The sequence below is a fragment of the Borrelia parkeri genome, assembly GCF_023035815.1.
GTDB classification, from domain to species: Bacteria; Spirochaetota; Spirochaetia; order Borreliales; family Borreliaceae; genus Borrelia; species Borrelia parkeri.
Window position 1 is genome coordinate 1 of sequence record NZ_CP073160.1, and the last position, 21794, is coordinate 21794.

At 29.8% G+C, this 21794-nt stretch carries 33 protein-coding genes and 1 pseudogene; 6 read left to right on the forward strand and 28 right to left on the reverse strand.

The window, feature by feature from the left end; genetic code table 11:
* The 6 genes and pseudogenes from bpSLO_RS04365 to bpSLO_RS04390 all read left to right on the forward strand — a co-directional run bounded on the left by bpSLO_RS04365 (position 1) and on the right by bpSLO_RS04390 (position 4579).
* A complete protein-coding gene (locus bpSLO_RS04365) occupies positions 1–1098 on the forward strand; it encodes a plasmid maintenance protein (RefSeq protein WP_246989857.1) in 1098 nt (365 codons plus the stop codon).
* Between the two features lie 9 nt (positions 1099–1107).
* Positions 1108–1671 carry a DUF226 domain-containing protein gene (locus tag bpSLO_RS04370; protein ID WP_246989859.1) on the forward strand — a complete coding sequence of 188 codons (564 nt, stop codon included), beginning with the start codon at positions 1108–1110 and terminating at the stop codon, positions 1669–1671.
* Positions 1647–2417 (forward strand): ParA family protein, encoded by a 771-nt coding sequence (locus bpSLO_RS04375; RefSeq protein WP_246989861.1) that lies wholly within the window; start codon positions 1647–1649, stop codon positions 2415–2417. The genes bpSLO_RS04370 and bpSLO_RS04375 overlap by 25 nt, the downstream gene beginning before the upstream one ends.
* Before the next feature lie 47 nt (positions 2418–2464).
* The gene (locus tag bpSLO_RS04380) at positions 2465–3079 is read left to right on the forward strand and encodes a chromosome replication/partitioning protein (RefSeq protein ID WP_246989863.1); all 615 of its coding nucleotides are present in this window, start codon (positions 2465–2467) and stop codon (positions 3077–3079) included.
* Positions 3080–3086: 7 nt separating this feature from the next.
* A pseudogene (gene bdr / locus bpSLO_RS04385) lies at positions 3087–3191 on the forward strand (Bdr family repetitive protein); the annotation flags it as partial.
* Positions 3192–3508: 317 nt separating this feature from the next.
* Entirely contained in the window at positions 3509–4579 is a 1071-nt protein-coding gene (locus bpSLO_RS04390) for an ERF family protein (RefSeq protein WP_246989866.1), read from the forward strand.
* Positions 4580–4646: 67 nt separating this feature from the next.
* On the opposite strand, the gene bpSLO_RS04395 is transcribed toward bpSLO_RS04390, so the two are convergent.
* The 28 genes from bpSLO_RS04395 to bpSLO_RS04530 form a co-directional block, all read right to left on the reverse strand.
* Positions 4647–5000 carry a BBA14 family lipoprotein gene (locus bpSLO_RS04395; protein WP_025407608.1) on the reverse strand — a complete coding sequence of 118 codons (354 nt, stop codon included), beginning with the start codon at positions 4998–5000 and terminating at the stop codon, positions 4647–4649.
* A 1-nt stretch (position 5001) separates the two neighbouring features.
* Positions 5002–5337 carry a BlyB family putative holin accessory protein gene (locus bpSLO_RS04400; protein ID WP_025407643.1) on the reverse strand — a complete coding sequence of 112 codons (336 nt, stop codon included), beginning with the start codon at positions 5335–5337 and terminating at the stop codon, positions 5002–5004.
* Entirely contained in the window at positions 5334–5549 is a 216-nt protein-coding gene (locus bpSLO_RS04405) for a BlyA family holin (RefSeq protein WP_246989868.1), read from the reverse strand. The genes bpSLO_RS04400 and bpSLO_RS04405 overlap by 4 nt, the downstream gene beginning before the upstream one ends.
* Before the next feature lie 65 nt (positions 5550–5614).
* Entirely contained in the window at positions 5615–5929 is a 315-nt protein-coding gene (locus tag bpSLO_RS04410) for a DUF685 domain-containing protein (RefSeq protein WP_246989870.1), read from the reverse strand.
* A 92-nt stretch (positions 5930–6021) separates the two neighbouring features.
* Positions 6022–6528 carry a DUF685 domain-containing protein gene (locus bpSLO_RS04415; protein WP_246989872.1) on the reverse strand — a complete coding sequence of 169 codons (507 nt, stop codon included), beginning with the start codon at positions 6526–6528 and terminating at the stop codon, positions 6022–6024.
* A 16-nt stretch (positions 6529–6544) separates the two neighbouring features.
* Positions 6545–7150 (reverse strand): DUF735 family protein, encoded by a 606-nt coding sequence (locus bpSLO_RS04420; protein WP_025407611.1) that lies wholly within the window; start codon positions 7148–7150, stop codon positions 6545–6547.
* Between the two features lie 14 nt (positions 7151–7164).
* Positions 7165–8046 carry a DUF276 domain-containing protein gene (locus bpSLO_RS04425; protein ID WP_025407612.1) on the reverse strand — a complete coding sequence of 294 codons (882 nt, stop codon included), beginning with the start codon at positions 8044–8046 and terminating at the stop codon, positions 7165–7167.
* On the reverse strand, positions 8043–8375 hold the full coding sequence (locus bpSLO_RS04430) for a hypothetical protein (RefSeq protein WP_025407613.1): 333 nt from the start codon (positions 8373–8375) through the stop codon (positions 8043–8045). The genes bpSLO_RS04425 and bpSLO_RS04430 overlap by 4 nt, the downstream gene beginning before the upstream one ends.
* A gap of 47 nt (positions 8376–8422) precedes the next feature.
* A complete protein-coding gene (locus bpSLO_RS04435) occupies positions 8423–8965 on the reverse strand; it encodes a DUF777 family protein (protein ID WP_025407614.1) in 543 nt (180 codons plus the stop codon).
* A 3-nt stretch (positions 8966–8968) separates the two neighbouring features.
* Entirely contained in the window at positions 8969–9943 is a 975-nt protein-coding gene (locus bpSLO_RS04440; RefSeq protein ID WP_041178816.1) for a DUF693 family protein, read from the reverse strand.
* Between the two features lie 4 nt (positions 9944–9947).
* Positions 9948–10583, reverse strand: a complete 636-nt coding sequence (locus tag bpSLO_RS04445; RefSeq protein ID WP_025407616.1) for a DUF792 family protein — start codon at positions 10581–10583, stop codon at positions 9948–9950.
* Positions 10584–10587: 4 nt separating this feature from the next.
* Entirely contained in the window at positions 10588–11925 is a 1338-nt protein-coding gene (locus bpSLO_RS04450) for a DUF759 family protein (RefSeq protein WP_246989874.1), read from the reverse strand.
* Entirely contained in the window at positions 11922–12158 is a 237-nt protein-coding gene (locus bpSLO_RS04455; protein WP_025407617.1) for a DUF1322 family protein, read from the reverse strand. The genes bpSLO_RS04450 and bpSLO_RS04455 overlap by 4 nt, the downstream gene beginning before the upstream one ends.
* A gap of 16 nt (positions 12159–12174) precedes the next feature.
* The gene (locus tag bpSLO_RS04460; protein WP_025407618.1) at positions 12175–12597 is read right to left on the reverse strand and encodes a DUF1473 family protein; all 423 of its coding nucleotides are present in this window, start codon (positions 12595–12597) and stop codon (positions 12175–12177) included.
* 22 nt (positions 12598–12619) lie between these two features.
* On the reverse strand, positions 12620–13039 hold the full coding sequence (locus tag bpSLO_RS04465) for a DUF1463 family protein (RefSeq protein WP_025407619.1): 420 nt from the start codon (positions 13037–13039) through the stop codon (positions 12620–12622).
* Positions 13040–13042: 3 nt separating this feature from the next.
* Positions 13043–14170, reverse strand: a complete 1128-nt coding sequence (locus tag bpSLO_RS04470; RefSeq protein ID WP_025407620.1) for a DUF787 family protein — start codon at positions 14168–14170, stop codon at positions 13043–13045.
* Positions 14171–14719, reverse strand: coding sequence for a DUF764 family protein (locus tag bpSLO_RS04475; RefSeq protein ID WP_051480059.1), 549 nt, complete (start codon positions 14717–14719; stop codon positions 14171–14173).
* Positions 14716–15084 carry a hypothetical protein gene (locus tag bpSLO_RS04480; RefSeq protein ID WP_025407621.1) on the reverse strand — a complete coding sequence of 123 codons (369 nt, stop codon included), beginning with the start codon at positions 15082–15084 and terminating at the stop codon, positions 14716–14718. The genes bpSLO_RS04475 and bpSLO_RS04480 overlap by 4 nt, the downstream gene beginning before the upstream one ends.
* A complete protein-coding gene (locus bpSLO_RS04485; protein ID WP_025407622.1) occupies positions 15075–15452 on the reverse strand; it encodes a DUF1506 family protein in 378 nt (125 codons plus the stop codon). The genes bpSLO_RS04480 and bpSLO_RS04485 overlap by 10 nt, the downstream gene beginning before the upstream one ends.
* Positions 15452–15847 (reverse strand): DUF3890 domain-containing protein, encoded by a 396-nt coding sequence (locus bpSLO_RS04490; RefSeq protein WP_025407623.1) that lies wholly within the window; start codon positions 15845–15847, stop codon positions 15452–15454. The genes bpSLO_RS04485 and bpSLO_RS04490 overlap by 1 nt, the downstream gene beginning before the upstream one ends.
* A gap of 23 nt (positions 15848–15870) precedes the next feature.
* Positions 15871–16245 carry a hypothetical protein gene (locus bpSLO_RS04495; protein WP_246989827.1) on the reverse strand — a complete coding sequence of 125 codons (375 nt, stop codon included), beginning with the start codon at positions 16243–16245 and terminating at the stop codon, positions 15871–15873.
* On the reverse strand, positions 16229–16510 hold the full coding sequence (locus bpSLO_RS04500; protein ID WP_246989829.1) for a hypothetical protein: 282 nt from the start codon (positions 16508–16510) through the stop codon (positions 16229–16231). The genes bpSLO_RS04495 and bpSLO_RS04500 overlap by 17 nt, the downstream gene beginning before the upstream one ends.
* A gap of 155 nt (positions 16511–16665) precedes the next feature.
* Complete coding sequence (locus bpSLO_RS04505; RefSeq protein ID WP_246989830.1) at positions 16666–17202, reverse strand: DUF228 domain-containing protein; 537 nt, start codon at positions 17200–17202, stop codon at positions 16666–16668.
* Positions 17202–17765: a DUF228 domain-containing protein gene (locus bpSLO_RS04510; RefSeq protein ID WP_246989833.1), complete on the reverse strand. Its 564-nt coding sequence runs from the start codon at positions 17763–17765 to the stop codon at positions 17202–17204. The genes bpSLO_RS04505 and bpSLO_RS04510 overlap by 1 nt, the downstream gene beginning before the upstream one ends.
* A 12-nt stretch (positions 17766–17777) precedes the next feature.
* Positions 17778–18440 (reverse strand): DUF1357 family protein, encoded by a 663-nt coding sequence (locus bpSLO_RS04515; RefSeq protein WP_246989835.1) that lies wholly within the window; start codon positions 18438–18440, stop codon positions 17778–17780.
* A gap of 1 nt (position 18441) precedes the next feature.
* Positions 18442–19659: an anti-CBASS protein Acb1 family protein gene (locus bpSLO_RS04520; protein ID WP_246989837.1), complete on the reverse strand. Its 1218-nt coding sequence runs from the start codon at positions 19657–19659 to the stop codon at positions 18442–18444.
* 164 nt (positions 19660–19823) lie between these two features.
* Complete coding sequence (gene bdr, locus bpSLO_RS04525) at positions 19824–20390, reverse strand: Bdr family repetitive protein (protein WP_246989839.1); 567 nt, start codon at positions 20388–20390, stop codon at positions 19824–19826.
* A gap of 41 nt (positions 20391–20431) precedes the next feature.
* Positions 20432–21784, reverse strand: a complete 1353-nt coding sequence (locus bpSLO_RS04530; protein ID WP_246989841.1) for a PBSX family phage terminase large subunit — start codon at positions 21782–21784, stop codon at positions 20432–20434.
* Positions 21785–21794: the final 10 nt, after the last annotated feature.

Consider the following 21794-nt stretch of genomic DNA (forward strand, 5'->3'; position numbering starts at 1 on the left):
ATGAAAAGCACAAACAAGACTACCAACAAACACCAACACAAATTAATAGTTTTAATATCTACATTAGATTACGTGAACTTGAATCTTAAAAAATATACTCAAAGCAACATACTTTATTACTTTAATGGAAATCTAAGACGCAATGGACATAAAGAAACTACTCTTAAAACACTTCAAAAATATCTTTATAAATTAGAAAAAGTATTAGGTGTCACAATTAATTATCACAAACATTTGGGAGTTAACATGGGAACTGAAATTCATTACAAACTTAAATACTCTAAAAAAGAATGTCATTGCATAATCAATAAACACTTTAGAGATAAAAAAGAAGAAAAATATCAAAAGCGTGTAAATATTTATCTTAAAAAAAGATGTAATAAAAAGGAGAATGTAGAAAAGGCGGCGTGTTTATATAATAAATATAATAAAAAAGAAGAAAATAAAAACAACACAAAAACTATAGAAAAATTACAAGTAGAGAAGTACGCTAAGAAATGTAATTTTAAATCAAATGCTTTCCTCTCTATTTTGAATTTAGAAGCGGACAAAGATTTTAAAATTCAATCATTTAAAGCCATTAAAATAGCTGAAAATAGTGGGTATAGAAGAATAAATGATATTAAACCAAATAACAGTAAGCTTAAGAATAAACAAAAAGAATTAAGTAAGATACTAGATGAGATAAAAGCTAATCTAGAGAATGAAGGATATGACAATAAACAATTAGAGATCCAAATACAAAACGTGTATGAACAATATAAAAACAAACCCCACTTTATCATAGAAAGAGATAAATACAGTGATTTAAAGAAGATAATAGAAAAACTTAAAAAAACAGTTGAATGTGCTAATAAAAACGTGAAAGAAAGTGAAAGAGACATTAGGAATAACGTATTTAGCATACTTCTTGAACAATTAAAACATAAAGTGGACATATCGGTTTTGGTACCAATATTAAAGAATTATTTAAGCAAACAGAACAAATTAGAATATGACAAGGTATTTAGTAACCATTACTACTATGAACTTTTAGAGTTAATGGAAGATAATAAAGATTATTTACAATTAGGAGAATCTAAAAAAGTTACTAGTTAAGGATTAGTTATGGAGAGTGTGTTAGAACGCCTTAAAGATAAAAAATTAGAAATTAAGGATAAATTGAAAAGCAGAGATCTTTTTACAAAAATAGAGAAAGTTGATAACAAAACAATGTATCACACCAAGATAATGAATGATTTCTATTCATTTGGAGTTGATGAAAGACAAAAGGATAAATTCTTTATTTCATTTAGAGGACTATTTAATCAAGCAAAAATAACACCTTTTAATTTATTTTCTATAAAAGGAGATGATAAATTTTTAGGTATTTATTACGGTTATAGGAAACCAATACAGAATATTGTAAAAAAGTATGAGGAAAATGGAATCGTTAAAACAACCTCATTTTCAAAGGTTTATTACATAGAATTTAGATTTAAAAAAGGAAGTGTATTTTGTTATCTTAAAGGGATATCTCGTTTAATTAGGAAAGATAAATTAGATACAAAATATTATCAATCTTTAATTGAAAATATTTCAAAACTAGAAAAAGAAGTATGTGAATTTTATGGTAAAAAATTACCAGAAGGAGGGATAATTACCAAATGGATAGAAAAAACCTTAAAATAATTACTATTACAAACATTAAAGGTGGTGTTGGAAAAAGTACAAGTTCAATTATATTTGCAACACTATTGGCTCAAAAATATAAAGTACTTTTAATCGATATGGATACCCAGGCTTCAGTTACTAGTTATTATTTTAATGCAATAATAGGGCAAAATATATCAATTCCCAATATTAATATACACGAAGTTTTAATAGAAAAAATTGATATTAATAATTCAATAGTTAATATCAATTCTAATTTAGACATAATACCTAGTTATATGAGCTTATATTCTCTTAATGAGAAGTATGAATGTGTTAATTGTAATAGGACTTTTGCATTGGGTGATTTAAAATTGAAAAAACAAATATCTTATTTAAAAGGTATTTATGACTATATAGTTATTGATACCAATCCTTGTTTAGGTTTTACTTTAAGATTAGCTTTAATATCCACTGATTATATAATAGTGCCAATGACAGCCGAGAGATGGACAATTGAAAGTTTTGATTTATTATCTGCTTACATAAATAAGTATAATTTAAAATTACCTATTTTTTTGATTGTAACTAGATTTAAACACAATCTTACACATAAAGAATTATTAAAGCAATTAGAAATAATGCCTAATTTCTTAGGCATTGTATCAGAAAGAGAAGATTTAAACAGAAGAATAGCTGAGAGTAGTAATTTTGATTTAGGAAAAGACTATATATGTGAATATCAAAATGCTATGAATGTTTTCTTATCAAAAGTTGAATTTTAACAAACATATAATTGTGCGTTGCAACGCACAATTTGAAAGGAGTCACTATGAGTAAAAAGTTAGATTTGCAAGTTCAAAGACGCAATTTATCTAATGATATTAATGTGTTGGTTGAGGGGAATAATACAAATGCAATACTGAATTCAGTTAATACTAGTACTATTGTAGATGAACAGAATTCATCACTAGAATATTTCAGGGAATTAAAGCGTAAGTTAATGATTAATTTAAAAGACGAAATACATGCGAAAATAATTACCATGAAGATTTTAAAAGAAATTAATGATAAAGAACTTTATTTGCAAGACGGATATAAAACTTTTTCAGATTTTATATCAGAATTTAACTTGGCTAGAACTCAGGTATATGGATACATAAGGATGGCTGCGGCTATAAGCGAGGGGGTGCTTAGTGAAGAATACATAATTCAGAATGGGATTCAAAATTCGCTTCTTCTTATAAGAAATACAAATAGTGATACTATTAAAAAGTCAAGACAAAATCCAATAAAGCCATTAAGATTTCAGCTTAAGAATCAAGATAGTTACGATTTTTATAAGCAAAATGCTAAGTTTACAAGTTTCTTAATGGATGAACTTTTTAAAGACAAAAAAGATTTACTTGAAGAGTTTATGAAAAAATTTAATAGTTTAAGAGGCTAAGTATAAGGAGGTTTTTAATAAGGGGTTTATTGAAGAAGCTGTGGATTTCATTTTACTTCACAATGATAATTCTAATTTTGAAGTTTTAAGGGAAAAGATAAACTCATTAAAATAATGAATTTTTTTGGAAAAGAATAATGATATTGAGCAATAAAAGAGTGAATAAATTGACATTATTTTGGATTTAATATATAGTAATGATATTGTTGAGGTCTATTTGTATATAGACTCCGATTTTATTAGGTGTTTTTCAAAGATTTTAAGTCTTTGTTATCGTTTTTTCAAAAAAAAAAAACGATAACAAAGACTTAAGTTTTTATTCTCTATATCGATAATTCAATTCTATAATATTTTTTATTAAAATATTGACAAAAAATAGTTTTTGCTATAATATTTTATTTATAAAACCTAATAAGTGAGGAGTTAAATATGACAAAAAATATTATAAATACAAAAACTAGAATGCGCAGAGCAGTTAAAAAACAGAGTAAACAGACAGCAAGAAAAGTAACAGATATAAGAGTAAATAATCAAAATTCAGTAACAAATGAAAATCAAGCAAAGATAAACTTTCTAAAGTCTCTCTACAGTCTACGTATGAATTTAAGTGGTGTTGATAAAAATCTTAATGGGTATGGATATAAGTATCAAGACTTTAATGAGATAATAAGAGAGATTAAGAACGTTATAAAGACCAATAATTTAGATATTGATTTTGTTCAACTTCCAACCGTTAAACTTTTGGGAGATGGTACAATTAATGTTATTACAACAACATTTTATAGCCCAAACAGTGGCTATTCTGAGTCATTTGATACTCCAATTTATACAGAAGAACTGTCATCTGTATCATCAAAGAATCAAAACACTTTGCCTCAACTTGTGGGCTCAGCAATAACTTATTTTAAACGGTATGCACTTGTTGCTTATCTTTCAATTGAGAGTGAAGTTGACACTGATGCTAGTTCCTTAGAGCATGTTCAAGAAGCTAATGGAGAAAGAGTTAGTAGTGTGGATGTTTCACCTGTAAATTCTTTAAATAAAGATAAAGATATTAATACTAAAAGAGTAACTAAAGGTGAAACAAAACAGCCACCTGTAAGTCATAAATCTGTAATTAGTCTTGATAAACTTCCTAAACGTATACCCGCTAAGTATCATTATTACAAGAAATTGCTTCAAGCATCTAAAAGGATGCATTCGGTATTAGATGATGCACCTTTTGATAGTTTAGAAATGATAGATAAGTTTTTAATACAATTAAAGAATGATGATGATTCGAGTATACTCAAGTTTTTTGAAACCAAACCAGAGCTTAAAACTATAAAGTATTGGACTGAGCTTATAAATAATTATTTAAAGAGAACAGAGTCTGATCCAGAAGTAATTGAAGGTTTTTCTAAATTTTTAACATATAGAGAGCCAAAATATGGCCAGAGTCCACTCAAATTATTTGGATATATAGCTAGTGATAATAATTTTGGGTATCTATGTGAGTAAACAGGACCTCTATTCCATTTATTTTAAAAGATAAGCCCTTAGGTGAGGGCTTATCTTTTTTATTTATTTAATTTTGTAATTTTGAATATCTTTTGTACACCATTTGGGCAATGGGTTTAATTATACTAATATATTCTTTAAACAGATTGATATTAAACATTAAATCATCAATTGTACTCTCAGATTTCAGTGTTGATGTATCAAAGTAAGTAAACTTAGGATACTTTGGGTCATTAACCTTTTTCTTTGTTCTAGTTAAGAATACTTGTAAGTACATAACATAATCAGATAACTTAGCTTCATATACACTTAGTTCTTTAATAGTTTGGGTTTTAGGAGGTGTTGGCTCCTCTGTTAGTGACGCAATAGATGTACATGAAAAGATAACTGTTAAAAGGGTTAGTTTTATAAGTTTACTCAAATTATGCCTCCTTTAGCATTTTGATGTAAGTGCTCATTATCTTGTTACGTTTAGCTCTAAGTTGTGATGTGTATTTTGTAAGCTCATCGTGATCATCAGCATTTTCTATGATTTCAATGTTAATCCTTAGTATCTCCTCAATTTCACGTAGTAGTTTAATAGCTTCCCTCCCTTCTATTTGATATATGCTAGCTTCATATAGAACGTAAAAGTAATTAACCACTTTAGTAAAAATATTGATATAAGTGGCAGTATTTTTACCGTGGTGATTACTTTTAATAATTTCGGTAAAGTTATTTAAAATATCAACACTTAATTTAGCAGTGCTTAATTTCATAAGTCCTCTCCTTTATCTGTGTCTTTACCTTGTTTTTTTATCTTACTAGCTAAAATAGTTAGTATATCTTTGATTGCTGGCTTGAAGATCAGTCCAAGACTTAAGATAAAGGCACCAATAATAACTAACTTCACTTCATTGATGTTAATCAGTTGAAGTAAAAAATTTAATACATTATTCTCAACTTCATTCAACTTTATGTCTCCTCTCATTTAAATTGGTAGCTACAACTATATATCAATATAGCAAAAACAAAACTAAAAAATACAAATAAAAATTATAGCTTCACGAGTAAAGGAACGCCACTCACATTCTTTTGCATATACCAACCTTCTAGAATATTGGCATCAAAACCTGTACCGCCATGTACACTTGAAAGCTTAAAGATAGTTCGTTTTGAAGAATAGCTATATTTTATGCTTACTTCTTTATCAGATTGTGAAGTTGAATTAGATCTTGCAGTAACTTTGACAATTAAATATATGGGACTATCATCATATGAACTGTCTGTTTGTATAATAATTTCTTCATTGTTAGATGTAGCTGTGGACCCAAGGTCAAAGACATAACGTCCATATTTTAAACTAGACATGTACACAGTGTTTCTATAAAACCCGTCACTATTATAACTAGTTGCTCTTATTGTAGTAGTACTACTTGTACTAAAGCTGTTACTAATACCAGTTAGATATTCTTGTACTGGAATTTTTTTAAACTAGAGTAATAAAGTCCTATAAAGTAATGACTTTTGCTTAAATTATCTTCAGGCAAGTTAGATTCAAACTTACTTGTAACTTTACTTATAATAGTGTCCATAACACTAGATTCATTATTTTTAAGTTTTTCTATAACTTTATTATATGTCTGTGAAATACTACTAGAGTCATCTTTTAAAAATTTGGTAAGTACTTGACTATAAACTTGGTTTATAAAATTGGTGTCGCTTAGCAATTCATTAGCAATTAGTGTTTTGATAACTTGTTTGAAATCATTCTTTCGATCACCATCATCTAGGAATATTTTTGTATGTAAGTCCTTATGGAAGTTATCAAGAGTAATAGCATGACAACTAGAAAACCCATCATCTAGGACCAAAAGGTCAGTGGGTTTAAGCTTGGTTAATTTATTAAGATTTTTAATCTCAATTGTATCATCGTGTTTTACAATACCTTCAGGTTCTTGACTTGACATAAAATCTCCTTAACTATTATCCTTTAAATTCTTTTATATATTGACCCTCATGGTCTTGTATCTTGAGTACTCTTCCAATAGGGATCAGTTTTTTAATAAGTGCATAAATTGAATGCTCATATCCTTTAGGAAGCAAGGTCATAGTCCAAGCTTTTTTAAAGATTTGCCCATTTTTTTTAGTTCTAAAGATAATTTTTTTATATGGGGAGTTTTTTGGAGTACTACCTACAATAAATACGATAACATTAGTTTTAATATGACTTTTAAGTTTGATGTTAATAACACCAGGCTCTAGAGTAGTAGGAACAATATCAACATTAAGAAAAGCCTTAAATAGTTTTATAAATGATTCATGGGTTCCAATATGACGCAAAGCAAATAGTACACTATCAATATTTTTAGCAAGTGTTTCAAGTGTTTGGTTTGTTGAGTAAATAATTTGTAGTATATCAGATAACCAAAACGCTATGAATCTTGAATTTAGGTGCTCACTAGCATTAATATCTTCGAAATTAGCAATAAGATCTTTAATTTCTTTGATGATTTTATTTATAAATGCTAATTCAGTATTTATAATTTTTTCAACTTGAGTGTCTTTAAGAAATGTCGGTATATTTACCATAATCTATCCTTTTTTTATGAAGAGATATCAATTAGCAACCTATCAGCATTAAAATTTAGATCGAGAATTTCATTTGCTTCAATTTTAATATTCTCATTTTGCTTGAATTCGCTTGTATTAATATCAGTAATTTTTACGTCCAGGTTATCTTTTATGGCAACAGAAACATCAATGCAATGAACACCTTTAATTTCATTAACAGGAGCGAAGAAATCTTGATATTCAAAACTTATTCCCATATCTGTGTAGTTATTATTTTTAATTCGAGTATAAATTTCTCTAATTTTAAAGTCAATGTTCAAGTATATATGATTCTCAAGATTGACTTTGTATTTACTCTTAAGATATGCGTATTTGCGTTTTCCAATTGATACTTTGTAATCAATTTTTTGATTTTGGCTATTAATTCCATCTATGAGAATATCGCCTTCAAAAACAGTACCAACAGGACATGTAAGATAAAGTGTCTCCCAAATTAATGCTTTAAGATTGGAGTCTGTAATTTGACTCTTCTCTTTATTCATCATCGAGTCATCTAATATTAGGTAAATACTAGCCTTACCAGCTGTGCTTTTAATATTGACATTTCTAATTCCATTAAGATTTAGTAATGCACTTTTTATAGCATCATAGGTAGTACTTTTAATGCTTATATGTTTTTGTATCTCCTTCCAATAAGGAGAATCTGGTTTAAGAAGAGAAAATAATTTGTTAACCTCACCTATTAGTTCATATTCTTTTATTGCAAGTGAGTTTGCAATTATATTGTAAATGGATGTAGGGTCATTATTAATTATAATTCCATACGTGTCTCTTAAATATTCACGTTTGGTATTAATTATTTGTTGGATATCCTGTTTTAAAGTTCCAAAGTCAGGATCAAAGAGAATACTCATATTTTAATCTCCATATTCAAAGTGTCGTTTGCAAATTCAAATGTAATGTTTAATTTTTTATTTATAATAGTTGTTTCAATGTTTATAGCATCAATCCTTAGGTCTTGTATGATATTTGAAAGGTAAGTTTTAATTTGTGTTAAAGAGCTTGTCTTAGCAAATCTTGCTGCAAGATCATAGTCAAATCCCCAATGAGGAGCATTTTTAATACTACCCTTTGGAGTTTTAAGGAAAATAAATAAACGTTGCTTTTGTTCATTTATTCCATTAGTTAATGCTAAGTCTTGTTTAAAGACAGAATTAAATTGATTGTCAATCTGTAAATCCAATTTTTAACCCTCAAGGTAGCAAGTATATTGCTTAATTTAACAAAAACCTATTTAAGTAACATATTTATTTTACTTGTAATCTTTGTAAGATTACTATAAAAACTAGGTTCAACTACTGATTGTCCAGTAACCCTTAAATTGTATAGACAAGATACAATCTCTTCCAGCACTGCTCTTAGACTTGTATTATTAGCTTTAATGTCTATGGGATTTTGTATGTCAATTGTAAAGTCATTAACTTTGATAGTAGCATTTTGCATATTAATAGGCCTTAGAATATAGAAATAGTTTTTATCAAAATAATTATCATCATCCTCATTAAAAAGGTTAATACTACTTTGAAGAAGGATAACACTCTCACCTTCTTTAAGAGTAAAGTGCATATTTGATATATTGCGTGTTTTAATCTCTAAATCTGTCTCTCCAGAGAGTAAAACGACACCTTCTTGTGTAGAGGAGTTAAAAGATTTAATTATTCCTAGCTTAGAGATAAAAATATTTCTGTAAGTCCATAGTTTTATCTCTTCTTGTGTTAGTGCTGAACCTTTCATTTGGCTGTTCATTCTGTATATTTCATAATTCAAGTTCATAAGTTATCGAGCTTCTCCTTTGATATTTAAATAATTAGAGTCATCATAAAGCTTCAAGGTAAGTGAGCACTCACCAGTATTGCTTAAAGCAGCACTAGTCTCTATAATGCTACTCTTAACTTCACTCCCCAGCGAATCTAGAAATTTGACCCTATCACCAACTTTTAGTTTGTGTGTATACATAATCTTGGCATTCCAATATATAAGTCTTATATTGCGGGTACTTCCAATAGCAATCTCTTGTTGCGGGATAAAGTGAAGACCAAAATCTTCAAGAAAGATATAATTTGTATCTTTAGCTTCAGGTGTGGCGTTAGTAAAGATATAATTACACTCAACATGAGTGTGCCTGAGAGCTGATTCTTTAATAAGTTGTCTGTGATCTTTAGGTGCAATATCTGTCCTAACACTTTGAACATACTTTTTAGTTATCTTTTCAATAAACTCAAGAGGAGTATTTGCACAAAAACTTTCAGTTATAATTTTTGTTCTATCAGCATAACTCATATTGATTATATGTCTATTAGGAAATGCTATAGAGATGGCATTCTCTACACTCATGCCTTGAAATTGATTTATGTCAAGTTTGCTATTGAAGTAATTACTTTTTGTTGCCAAATGAACTTCAAGATCAACACTAAAATCACCACTATCATAATCAGTACTCATAGGAACACCTAAATACCCTGACATAATAAAATCATAATCTCTAGAGTCTGCGAATTTTTTATAAAATATCTTTACAATATCTCCTTCATTTACATTACGAGTAAAATCAAGAGATAAGTTCCAAAGACTTAGCTTGCTTCTCTTTGCACACACATAATTATTGCTTGAGTAAATATCAGATATTGATATGTCAATGTGTATACCGTCTTCAGTTTTAATTATGATTTTAGGTTTTTCTTCTGATGTGCTAGTTTGACTTATGTTATAAAATTCGATTTTAAAGTCGTATTTGATAAGCCTTTCTTCCATTTCCTTATCCTTTATATACATTAAATGTTTTAAGAACTTCTAATGTGAGACTAATTTCAACCTCATCAAGGTATACTGTGTCTTTAAGGGTAAGAGATGTAATTGCAACTATGCTTCTAAACCCTAGAGTTGGGCTGTAGAGGCTAAATGGTACACTCTCTTCAACTCTGTTAACCAGTTGTTGTTTTGCTAAATTACTAGTATGAGGAAAAATTAACTTTCCAAAAGCCGTATTAGTTGAAAAATTAAGCAGTTCCTTATAAGCACTAGTTAATACAGCATTATTTAGTGTGATAACTTCGCCAGTAAAAGTTGGATTGTAGCTTACATATTCAGCTTTACGTGTGTAATAGTCAATTACAGGATGTTTTGAACATGTTGTGGTGTAAGTTGTGCTAATTAGTTCACTTTTAGGTAAAATGAAGAACCCTTGAGGGACATATCCAAGTCCTTTAAAGTCCATCCTTGGACATAAACTTAAGAAATTATATGCCATAAACACGGTAGAGATTTCATTGAATGTTTCTTTAAGGATATTTGTTATTTGTGATGGTGTAAGATTTAAAGGGTCTAGGGTTGCCTTTAGGGGTGCTGTGTCTTTGTATTTATAAGTAAAATCAGTTGTAAATTGTGATATCATATATTTACCTTGGTGTTTTTATACTTGCGTCTGTTTCTAATTTTGCTTCAGTATCAGTACTTAAGAGTGGTGAATGACTTTTATCTGTTGCAGGTTCGCTGCCAAATACCAATCTGTATATTTTACTAGGCAGTATTAATTTTAAAGTTCTCTTGCCAAGTTTTATAAGCCATTCGTTAATGTCACCGAAAAAACTTTTAAACCCGTCTATTAAGGGGTTAATAACATGTGTTTGAAAATTAAACGTTAAAGCCCAATCGAGTATTTTGTTTAAAGAAGTAACTAACGGTTCTAATACCTTGGCAGTAAGTTTTGAACCTGTGTCATTAAGCTTTTCTAAGCTACTTTTAGCCTCTTCTGTCGAGCTTGAGTAAGTAGGAAATTTAAGTGAGTTCCAATCGTTAATTACTTCCTTTAGTTTATGACTTCTGTAATCAAGGGCCTGGCCTGGTGCTAGTATGTCATATTCCATTGCGGCTCGTTCATTATATTTACCAGTAAACTCTTTAAATGAGCTCATAATGTCATAGAGAGGACCGCTTTTACCTTGCAAGAATTCTACTACTGCTGCAATAGCCGAGTTAGTATCATCAACAACCCCAGTAGATTTAAGCTTTGCAGCAAATTCTACTGCCTTTTTAAGATTATTGTCATTGTTTTGACCTAAAAATTCGAGTTCTTTTCTAATTATCCCAGCCAAGTTTAGGAAATCTTCTCTCTCTAAATCCCTTTCAAAACCGGAAAATCCTTTAAGCATGTGACTTAATGATTTCTTCTCACCTGTTGTAAATACTTTTGAAGTAATTGCATGTGTTTTACTTAATTTTGCATTTTCTTCTAAAGATTTCTTAGCATAACTAAATATTCCCGAAGCACCACTACTAACAGCATTTCCAAGAGCAGTCCCAGCAGCGATTTTTAAAATACTAGCGCCTTTAAGAATACTACTTTGAACGGTTTTGTTAAGTGTTGTTGCTTTGTGCCCCCCACGTTTCAAATCTTCATATTCTAGTCGTCTTCGCTCTTTAGTTGACATTAAGGAATGCTTGAATGCTTTTCGCCTAGCGTCTTCAAATGTGTATCCAAGCTTAATGAGTTTTTTAGTCTTAGTAAGTCTAAACTTTTCTACACTTTCCCTTAAACGTTCATATTTTTTTTGTTTGGCTAGTTCACGTTTCTTCTCATATAAATTGTGTTTTAATATATCCCTAGTACTCTTTAGATGTGATCGCTTAGGTTTAATTAAACGTTCTAGTTTGGCTATATCTTGTTCTAAAGATTTGCGAGTTAATGCGTGATCAAGTACACCTTTAAATTTAATTGTAAATTTTGTATCATTCATAATACACCTTTACTAAGGAACATTTCAAATATTTGCTTTTCAAGTTTAAGTTCAGATATTTTGTTAACTTCCATTAAATCTTTATAATTTAGTGTTTTTACGTCATTTAAAGTGCAAACACCCATGATAATTGGAAAGAAATATTTGTTTTGTTTTATCTCTTCAAGTAGCTTAAAATATTCAAGCTTAGTTTCATGTAATACTTGTATATATTCATTACTACTGCTTTTCATAAGTTTTAAATACCTTCTATATTTTGATATTTTGTATTATCTCTTCATAATTCCAACTATCATCAATGTAATCAAATTGTATAAAGCCACTAGTATTATTTAGATAATGACTTAAGTAAACTAAATTTGGTCTCTTAAAGTCAGGATCTGATTTGAATGTATCAAACTGAATTGAGTAAAGTATGGCTTGAAGATATTCTTTATAGTAAGTAATGTACTCTCTATTTTCATTTAAAATAAAGTAAAATTCATCTAAAAAGCCAGGTTTAATCATTAAATTGGTAATTTCGCTTAAATATTTAATTTCATTTAGTTTATGTATGCCTTCACTTTGTGAAAATCCTAATATAGAGTCCCACTTGTAGACAGGAAGTACTCTTACTTCAAATGTATGTGTTTTGTCTTTAGTTAAAATATTCATTTTGTAACGTGTAATCACAAATCCTCCTTAATTATTAAATTTAATTATCAACTGTGCATCCAACTGCTCTTATCTCAAAAGTAACCTTTTCAGCCTCAGCAGAGTAGCTTCTTGAAGGTTCTTCTGCAAAAAATGCAGAGTTAGATATGATTTTGATGTCTTCCAAGTCATTGAATACTAAATCTAACATTCTTTCATTTTTACTTTTGGACATGTTATAGAATTGGTCTTTTGAAAGCTTTGTTAGCAGTTTGTAATCATAAGTTCCAATTGAAACCTCAATATTGAATATAAAAACAATGGTTCTAGGGTCTCTAAAGCTAACTATGGGAAACCCTCTATCTTCACTGCTAGCTACCGCTCTTGTTGTAGGTTCACTTGTAAGTTCTAACTTACCGCTTTGAATCTCATGCCCGCCAATTGAAAAAACTATGTTTCTTAAATCATAACATTGTGTCATTGTTTAAGTCTCCTTTAAGCTATTTAGATAATTTTGTATATCTTGTGCTGTAATGTTTAAAAGAACGGCGTTCATAGAGTGGTTATAAGTAATCTCTACGGATAATAAAAGCTTTAGCTGAGGTGTTGATGATACTTGAATCTTAAGCTTAGAGTACGCAACAATTAGACCTCCATCAATGAAACGTTTAAGCATACATTCAATAGCTGCACTGTAAGCATTATCTCGCTCTCCTGAGAGTTGCAGTTTTGATAATTTACTATTTTGTCTACCATTAAAATTCCATACTCTAATAAGCTCTGATGTAAATTCATATTTGATATAATGGTAAGTGAAGAGTTCATCAATAGGAGTGCCTGAAAGAGTTACTCCTTCTTTGAAAGCTTTAACACCATCAAGACCAGTTTCATTAAGAAGTGAGTAGAAGTTAATATTTGCCCCTCTAAGTTTAGAAATTGTATCATCATCAGTAATAGGCTCCATGCCGCTAAGTTTGAGTCCATAAGGATTAGCAGCTTGAAATATACTAGCTTCATGTAAGTATTTAGATATAAACCGCAAATGAAGGTTCTCATCACCTTTAGAGTGGATAACAATAATTTTTTCTTTAGAGTTACTACCATTTTTAAATAGTTCTTTGATTTCAGATTCTTTAGTTGCAAATACGAAAAAGTGCTTATCGTCTTTAAAATGTGTATAATCATCCTTGTAAATAGTAAGTCCATCACCACCATCACTGTTACTTGCATAGGTGTTTATAAGTACAATAAATGTATATCTATTATCTCTAAGCTCTGTCTTAATTGCCTTTGCTTCAGTGCCTTCTTTATATATAAGTAGTTTAACTGATTTAAGTCCAGCATCACCTGAAGAAAAGAATGCTTGTATTGCGCTCTTTAAGTACTCCTTTTCCTTACCAAATTCATCCTCTCCATTACTACCTTCTTTCTCAAGTGCATCAATCTGTCTCTCAAAGTTATTTATATTTAAGTTTAATATTTTTACCTTGGGTGTTGTGGTGTTAACTTTAATTTTGGCACATTTGTAAACAAGTAAAGGCGCGTAGTAATTTACATAATTTATATCTAATCTAGAATGTGCCAAATTCACACTAATTGTATCTTGCGGCATTCACTTCTCCTCCCTAATTAGTTGTTCTATTACTTGTACATTAGCTTTAAAAGCTTGACTGCAACAATATGCAGCGTTGCTATAATTAGAATCAATTTTAACAAGTCCACTGTTTTGCATATTTGTTGTAGGGTAAATATATAAGTTGACCCTAATTGAGTATTTATCATCTTCTTCTTGTTCTAGTGTTAACTTACAAGTATTCTCGTAAATAAAATCGCTAAGTAGACTATAAATTTGAAACATGGTGTAATAAGCATCCTTGTCTTTAGAGTTTATAACCTGACTTAAAATGAATATTTGAAAATGCAAACTAAACTCATTTACATTTTTGTAAAATGCACCAGCTCTTGAGCCTAACGTTAGATCGTCCATATTTTCAAATTTAATTGCAATAATGTTTTCACATTGAATAGTGTATTTAGACATGTATGGATGATTGTATGTATTAATTAAATCTAACTTTATCTCTAATTTAGAGATACGTTCTTTAAAAATTTTAAAATAAGAGATTAAGCTTTTGTGTATGTTCTGTGTACTTAATATCACTCATTTATCCTATAGCTAATAGAATTTATCATCTCCCCAGTATCAACCAGAGCAACTTCTGGATGAGGAGAACCTTTATCTCTCTTAGAAGCAATTGTCTTACTAGAGAGTGATGGTTTTACCTTACCGGATATGACATAATTTGTGTAATAAGTAATAAATGCTTCTGCTATAGCTTGCATTCCTTTCTTTGGACTTTGAAGAAAACATGCCTTTATATAAGGTGTATTTATATACTCTCTAAATTTATAATTATCAGCAACAGCATAAAGATGTGACCTTAAAGGCAATTTGCTACTACCCATCTCATGAAGACTTGCAATTTTAGCATTTCGTTTATCAAACCAACCAATCTCTACTTCCATTCTACTTCCTTCAAAATCATAGTAAGATAGCCAACACTAGAGTCGATACTTAGAATTTCATAAAATGTACTTTCATCTGAAATTCTATCTTTAAGTTCAAAATCCAAATTGGACGTAGTATAAAGTTTGTGAAGTGATTTTATATCATAAAGATTAATTTCAGGAACGCTTGCAAGCGTGTCAGCTTTTATACTAAAGAGTACTCCCTTAAACTCACTTGAGTTATTCTTATTGAAAGTTATATCATGCGAGGCTAAATTCTCCAGGTAAGCATAGGTTCCTTTATAAAGTTTTAAAGTCTCTTCATTCTTAAAATAAGAGATTACTCTTGATGCTAACTTTGAAAGTCTATCTCTAATGCTACTCATCACCTTATAAATCCTAAACAACAAGAGGGTATGTTTGTTTGGCTTTTTAGAGAACTAAGTAAAGATTCAAACTGTCTACAAAAACTTAAAGTAGTATTAGTCTCATTACTAGCAGGGTGATATGAAATTTCAAGTTCATTTAGCTTTTCATTTTTGATCCTCTCAAGACCAAATTCACGTATCATCCCTGCTTGACTTAGCCTGCAGCCTATATAGTAACAAAGCAATAGTATCAGATGGGAGGAGCTAATCACACGAGCATTAATTCCTTTAGTTATTATTATCATTTCAAGTAGTTCTGTGTAAGTTTCAAACTGTGTAAATGATAATATTTCTTCATTTAAGTTAAGTAAACTTAAGACTTTACTATGAAGTGTTTGAAGCTCTCCTGACATATCTACTCCTCTCCTACTAATAATTAACTTTGCTTAATATCAACTCTCAAAATAGTATTGTCTGTTGCTAAGAGCCCACCAAGTACAAAATCAAGGTATGAATGTGCAATATCAGTTGAGTCCTTATCAATTTGTCTATTTAGAATTGGTAACGTATATCTACTTAGTTTTAACTTTAGTAATTTTGGACTCATTGGATAAATGAGTATCTGGTTTTTTAGTAAATGACTTGTCTGTATATATACTTCTCTTCTATTATTAACAGCCTTTATGGTCTTAATAAGGAAATCTTCCCATGAAACAGTTGAAGAATAAACATTAGATGATGAGGACGTACTTGGTATTGCATATGGTTCAACAAGTTTCAAACTTGTTAATGGGTCAACTAATACCACCATAGGTGTTGAGAATTCTTTCTCCTAGCTCTAATTTTGCAAGTCCTGACTTTATTTTTTTCAAAGATCTTATCCATTTTATCTTTATTAGAAGCCTCAACTTCTTCTTTAACTTGATTTGGCATATTAAGTAGCCCGTACATATTAGGAAGTAATACTTTTTGACTCCTACCATCTTTTTTACTGTGACAGTACCGGTTAAGATAAAATGATCGATAATCTTGATAATCTCATCACTTGTAAGCTTAAATGCTTCTTTGAAAGGCAATAAATTATTACTTACACTACCTACATAATCATTATCTTGATAAAATCCTTCAGCAGTTTGCTTTAAATGTCTAAATCTGTATTGTATTTTAAGGTAATCAAGCTTAAATAGATGTGCTTTAAAGTTAATAGTTGAGTTAGCCTTAACTCCATTTGCTAACGTTGTAGGATTTTTATTAACACATGCATCCCATTTGGTATGACATAAACAGTATCACTCTCTACTGAAAGCTTAACAGCACGCTTGAATGGCCATCCTTTATATGGATACTTTCCTATAATGTCAACACTACTAGATATTGAGAGGGCATTAGAATCAATAATTTTCATCTTATCTTGAAATCCATTCTCAAAACCACTAAATAAAGCCCTATCTTCATGTTGATTCTTAGTGTATTGTCTAAGCTTTAGGATTGCATCTCTGTATTGAGTCTCAAGTGACGCTACTTGTGCAGGTGTATGTCTTTTGCTGCGGCTTTTAGGCTGACTACTTATTCTCAATGATTCTACATCCTCTAGAGTATCTAGAGTATTTAATGTTTCTACATCTAGTGTTTTTAAAAATTCTATTTGCTCTGAATTTGCCATTTGACTCTCTAATTCATAATCTGAATGCAAAGTATCACTGTCTTGAACTTCTTTATTACCTTTAATACCGCTAGAAGTAGTTATTTTTTCACTTACAGAACTCATTAACTACCCTTCAATGCCCTATTTCCAAATACACTAACATTTATTATGTAGAGACTATCATTTAATTTGTATGCTTTTGATAAAGCTATTGCATTCACTTTAGTGTTATTTGAAGTACTAGCCTTTTCAAGTTCACCATTTGTATTGAAGGACAATTTATCTCCAGCATTAATTGAAGATTGACTATCCTTTTTTACTACTAAGTACCCTTCAAAATATTCCGTAATTGGTACTACTGTTGCCCTTTGTGTAAAATCATCTATATTAATGCATATACCAAAAAGGTCATCACCACCCCCAGCTTCAACACGAGGTTCAAAGTCACCTTCAAAAGATAACTTTACTCCTCTCTTGTATGGATATCCCTTAATTGGATAGTTAACAATTACAGTATCTGAACTTGTACTAGTTCCACCAGAATTACTAAAATGTAAATTCTTATCTCTAAAATCAGTATTGTTACTAAAAGTAGCTAAGTCACTACTAGGATTCTTCATTAATGCTTTGATTTCTTTAAGTTTATCTTCATATTCTTTTTTAAGTTGCGTGATATTATTAGACACACTAACCTCCCCTTAAGCACTGCGTTTGTTTATTCTTTCGGAAGTCTGTTTTTGTTTATTTATATGAAACTGTATCATACCTTCTGTAATCTCACTTCGATTAATTGGTCTGAAATTTGGATCTGAGATTGATATTGTCTCTCTAAATTTAACACTCCCATTTTTAGAAGAAACATCACTCATACTCACATTACGCTTTCTATGTTTTATATTCACCTTTGCCAAATCTAAAAGCTGTTCCAATATCTTTCCTTCAAGATGTTCTGTTGATTCAACCTTAGCTATAGCTTTTATCTCTTCAGGTAATACATATTTTCGAACAAGCTCTCGGCTTTGGGCTAAGAGTATCTCATCAAGTGAATATCCTTTAGAGAGTAATGCCTCTTTATTAAAGTGATTACTTAAGTATTTACTTGCAAGTGTATCAATCTCATTGATACGTGTTGCTTCCTTTAAGAGTTTATCTTGTAATAATGCACGCTCCTGAACCTCAGCAAGTTCTTTTGATACACGCTCATTAATACTTAAAGCCTTATTATCAGATTCTTTTGTTGCTTTATACGCTTTATATTCTTCATATTCAGCAGCACTTATACTCACCATAACCGGTGTTTTACTTACTGATTCTGTATCAGTAGCGGTCTTTACAGAGTCATTTGTCTTCTCTACTTCCATATTAATCTCCTTTTATTTTTATAAATAATCTGTCTTGTAAATTTGCCTTATCAACTGTACTTAAGGCAGGATGTAGCATTAAAGCTACATACTTGTCATACATTTCAAGTAATCTCATATCTCTCTCTATTTTTTCTTCTTCACTTAGCACATACAGTGAATTAAAATGCATCTTAAGATTGAAATACTTAACAAGTTTACTATTAATAGTAACTTCAATTTGTTCTTGAACACTTTTTAAAAAGTCATAATAATTAGACCTATCCCCTTTCCCATCATTTCCAAGCCCCTTGGTTTGCTCATTAAAACTTCTAGTTAATGGCTCTTTTGTGTCAGCACCTATCTTTGCCTTTACTAAGGTTAATGCTTCCTTTAAATAGGTTAAATCATACTTAATAACCTCCAGTGAAGCATCTGGTGTTCCACTGTAAAAAATACCATTATTATTTAAGTTAGATTTAAGCCGTGTAAGCTCTCGCTCTAAATCGCTATTTACACTCTTAAATGTGCTTATATGATTTTGATTTTCATCTACATTGCTTTTAAACAGGTTAGAAAATATACTTGGCTTATAATTAACGCCCTTAGTTAAAAGCTCTAATGAAGTCGTAACATCACTCAGTGCATCTTGTAATGCTACTAATGATTCATCCTTGTAAAATAAAAAGTTATGTTGCTCTATTCTCCTCTCTATTTCTTTATATATTTGTTCAAAAAGATATATATTAAGCAAAAAGCTTTGCGTATAACATGGACTGTAGGCTTTAAGTATATAATCATAATTAGAGTGTATGATTACCCTACTCTTATGAATCTTCAACTCTCTATAAGATATCTTCTCATCTGTATTTATTTTGAAAGTGTATGTTATATAATTAAAGTCAGGCCCCTCATCACGAACATTGTTATAGTCAAGATACATAAACCCAATAGGAAGTTCTAGGTTCACGCTTAAGTGTAAATCTTCCAGCACGTCAGCAGTTTTAACTAAAATGTATCCAACACCATTAAAACGGTAACTAATTAAACACTGCAATAACGCTTCTTTCAACTCTATTTTTAAGGTTTCTAAAGCATCATTAACATTAAAAGCAGTATCAATACTATTTAAGGTAATTCCATTCTTAAGAGTGTCCTCTGCTACATTTGAAATGTAGTTTCTAAAAAATATTGAGTAACGGTATAAGTCTCTTGCGTTTATATTGCTATTTGAAATCATGATATCTTTAACTTTTAACCATAAATATATGGAGAAAATATAACGCAACAATTGACAAAAACTAATTGTTTCTAACAAAATTTAAATAATTTTTGTAAAAAAATGACTAAAAAAAATAATTGACAGAAAGTCAATTAAATAAGGGGGGCTTTAGATAAATAAATTTACTTTACTAATAATGACATTAATGCTAAAAATATTCCTATATTAAGAGTAATAAGAGTACCAAACATCCAACCATGAAGTCTTAATGTACTCTTAAGTTCAGATGCAGTTTTATCAAGTTTACTATCAAGCTCCATTTTGTTAACATCAATCTTAGTATCAAGTTCATTAAATTTGGTATCAATTTTAGTGTTAAGATTATTTTCAACTGTATCTATTTTGTTATCAAGTTCATTAAATTTGTTATCAATCTTGTTATCAAGTTCAATTTTGACAGATTTAATCTCAGATTGTAAAAGAGCTTCGACTTTTTCAAGTTTAAGGTTAAAGTTATTCTCAACAGTATCTATTTTGGTATTAAGTTCATCCTTAACACTACTAATCCCATCTTCTAAATGTTTCAACTTTATATCAAAGTTTTCTTTTAAGAATTCAATATCTTTGTAAGTCAGTTCATTTTTATAATATCTGTAAGACAGATCAATAGCGATATCTCTCTTAATACCGGCTTTAGTAAGTTCAGCTATAACCATTTGTTGAGTAATAACAGGTTGAGCAAGTCCCATAAAAACACTCCTTATGTAATTATTATATAATATTTTAAGTGTTATAGGAACCTTATTTTAGTAAAATGTGCTTTAAGAGAACGAGCACCCAAAGTCAATAACATATATGATGCTGACAGGCTATCTAATGAATCATCATCACTCTTACCATCTCCTTTATACTTATAAATATCAGATATAGCTGACTTACTTGAATAATCCATAATACTAAGTTTAGATGTTGCAAATGGCTCTATTAACGTAGCAATTCTAGTAAATTTATTACTTATAGGTTTAATTGGAGCAATTTTAAAATTATGACTCATACCCGCTCTAAGTTTAAGAAACGTTTTAGTCACATTCCCATGCCCAGAAATATCATCCCTATCTTCAACATATAGTTTGTGTACATTAAGATTTGTAAGTATAGTTTTAATTGTATTTAACATCTTAGGATCACCTACTGGTAACTTTTCTTGAAATATAAACGCATAATAACTTTGATCTACTCGCTCTAGAACACAAATAGCTGTATTATCTCCTCCAATACTGTATGCAGGATCTAAATATGCTATTGGGGAGATAAATTCATGCTTACTTGTAAGATTAACATTAGTAAATATCGCATCACAGGATGCGACCCATTCTCCAAGTAGTACCCTTGCTTTATATGTTGGAATGTCCCTGTAAATTTTTTCTTGGGTTTTAATAAATTCCGCGGGTATTAATTCATTATCATATGTTGTAAAGTTATATGTAGAGTAAATTTCTGTATTATCAATATAATCTGTTTTAAAAAAATGCTCCGGGCTGTCAGGATTGGTATCAAATATAATGGTTTGCATTCCTACTCTAAGCCTTTTTAAACATTCTATTAATGTTTCCTTATGCAGTGTTGTTGCTTCATTAACGTAAATAAGCGCTGAATTAGAGCCTCTAAACCTCTCAAAATCACTTGCCCTATCTCCTCCATACAAATTAACTCTTAGCGAGTCTATTTCAAAATATGATGTATTAGAAAATTTTGGCCTAAAGGGGATCTTAAGCATACTAGCAATATCTTCTAACTCACTCATAACATTAACCTCTAATGATTTTTGGGAATTTCCTATTATAAAATTATTAGTATTTTTTTTATACACATTCCTATTTGTAAGCAGTATTTTTAAGAATAGATAACATGCTAGAAATGTTTTACCACTAGCAATACCACCTGATAGGATTATTTTAGTTTGTCTATGTTTTTCAATAGATTTAAGTACTTCTCGTTGCTTTGTAGTTAAGTGTCTCTCCTCAAACCCTTTAAAATCAACCTCCAATGCTTTCGGTTTAATAAAATCCATTATATCAATACCAAAATCACGCTTGTACTCTCGCTCCATTTCTTTAAATATAGGTAGTTTATATATATCCATTACCATGTCC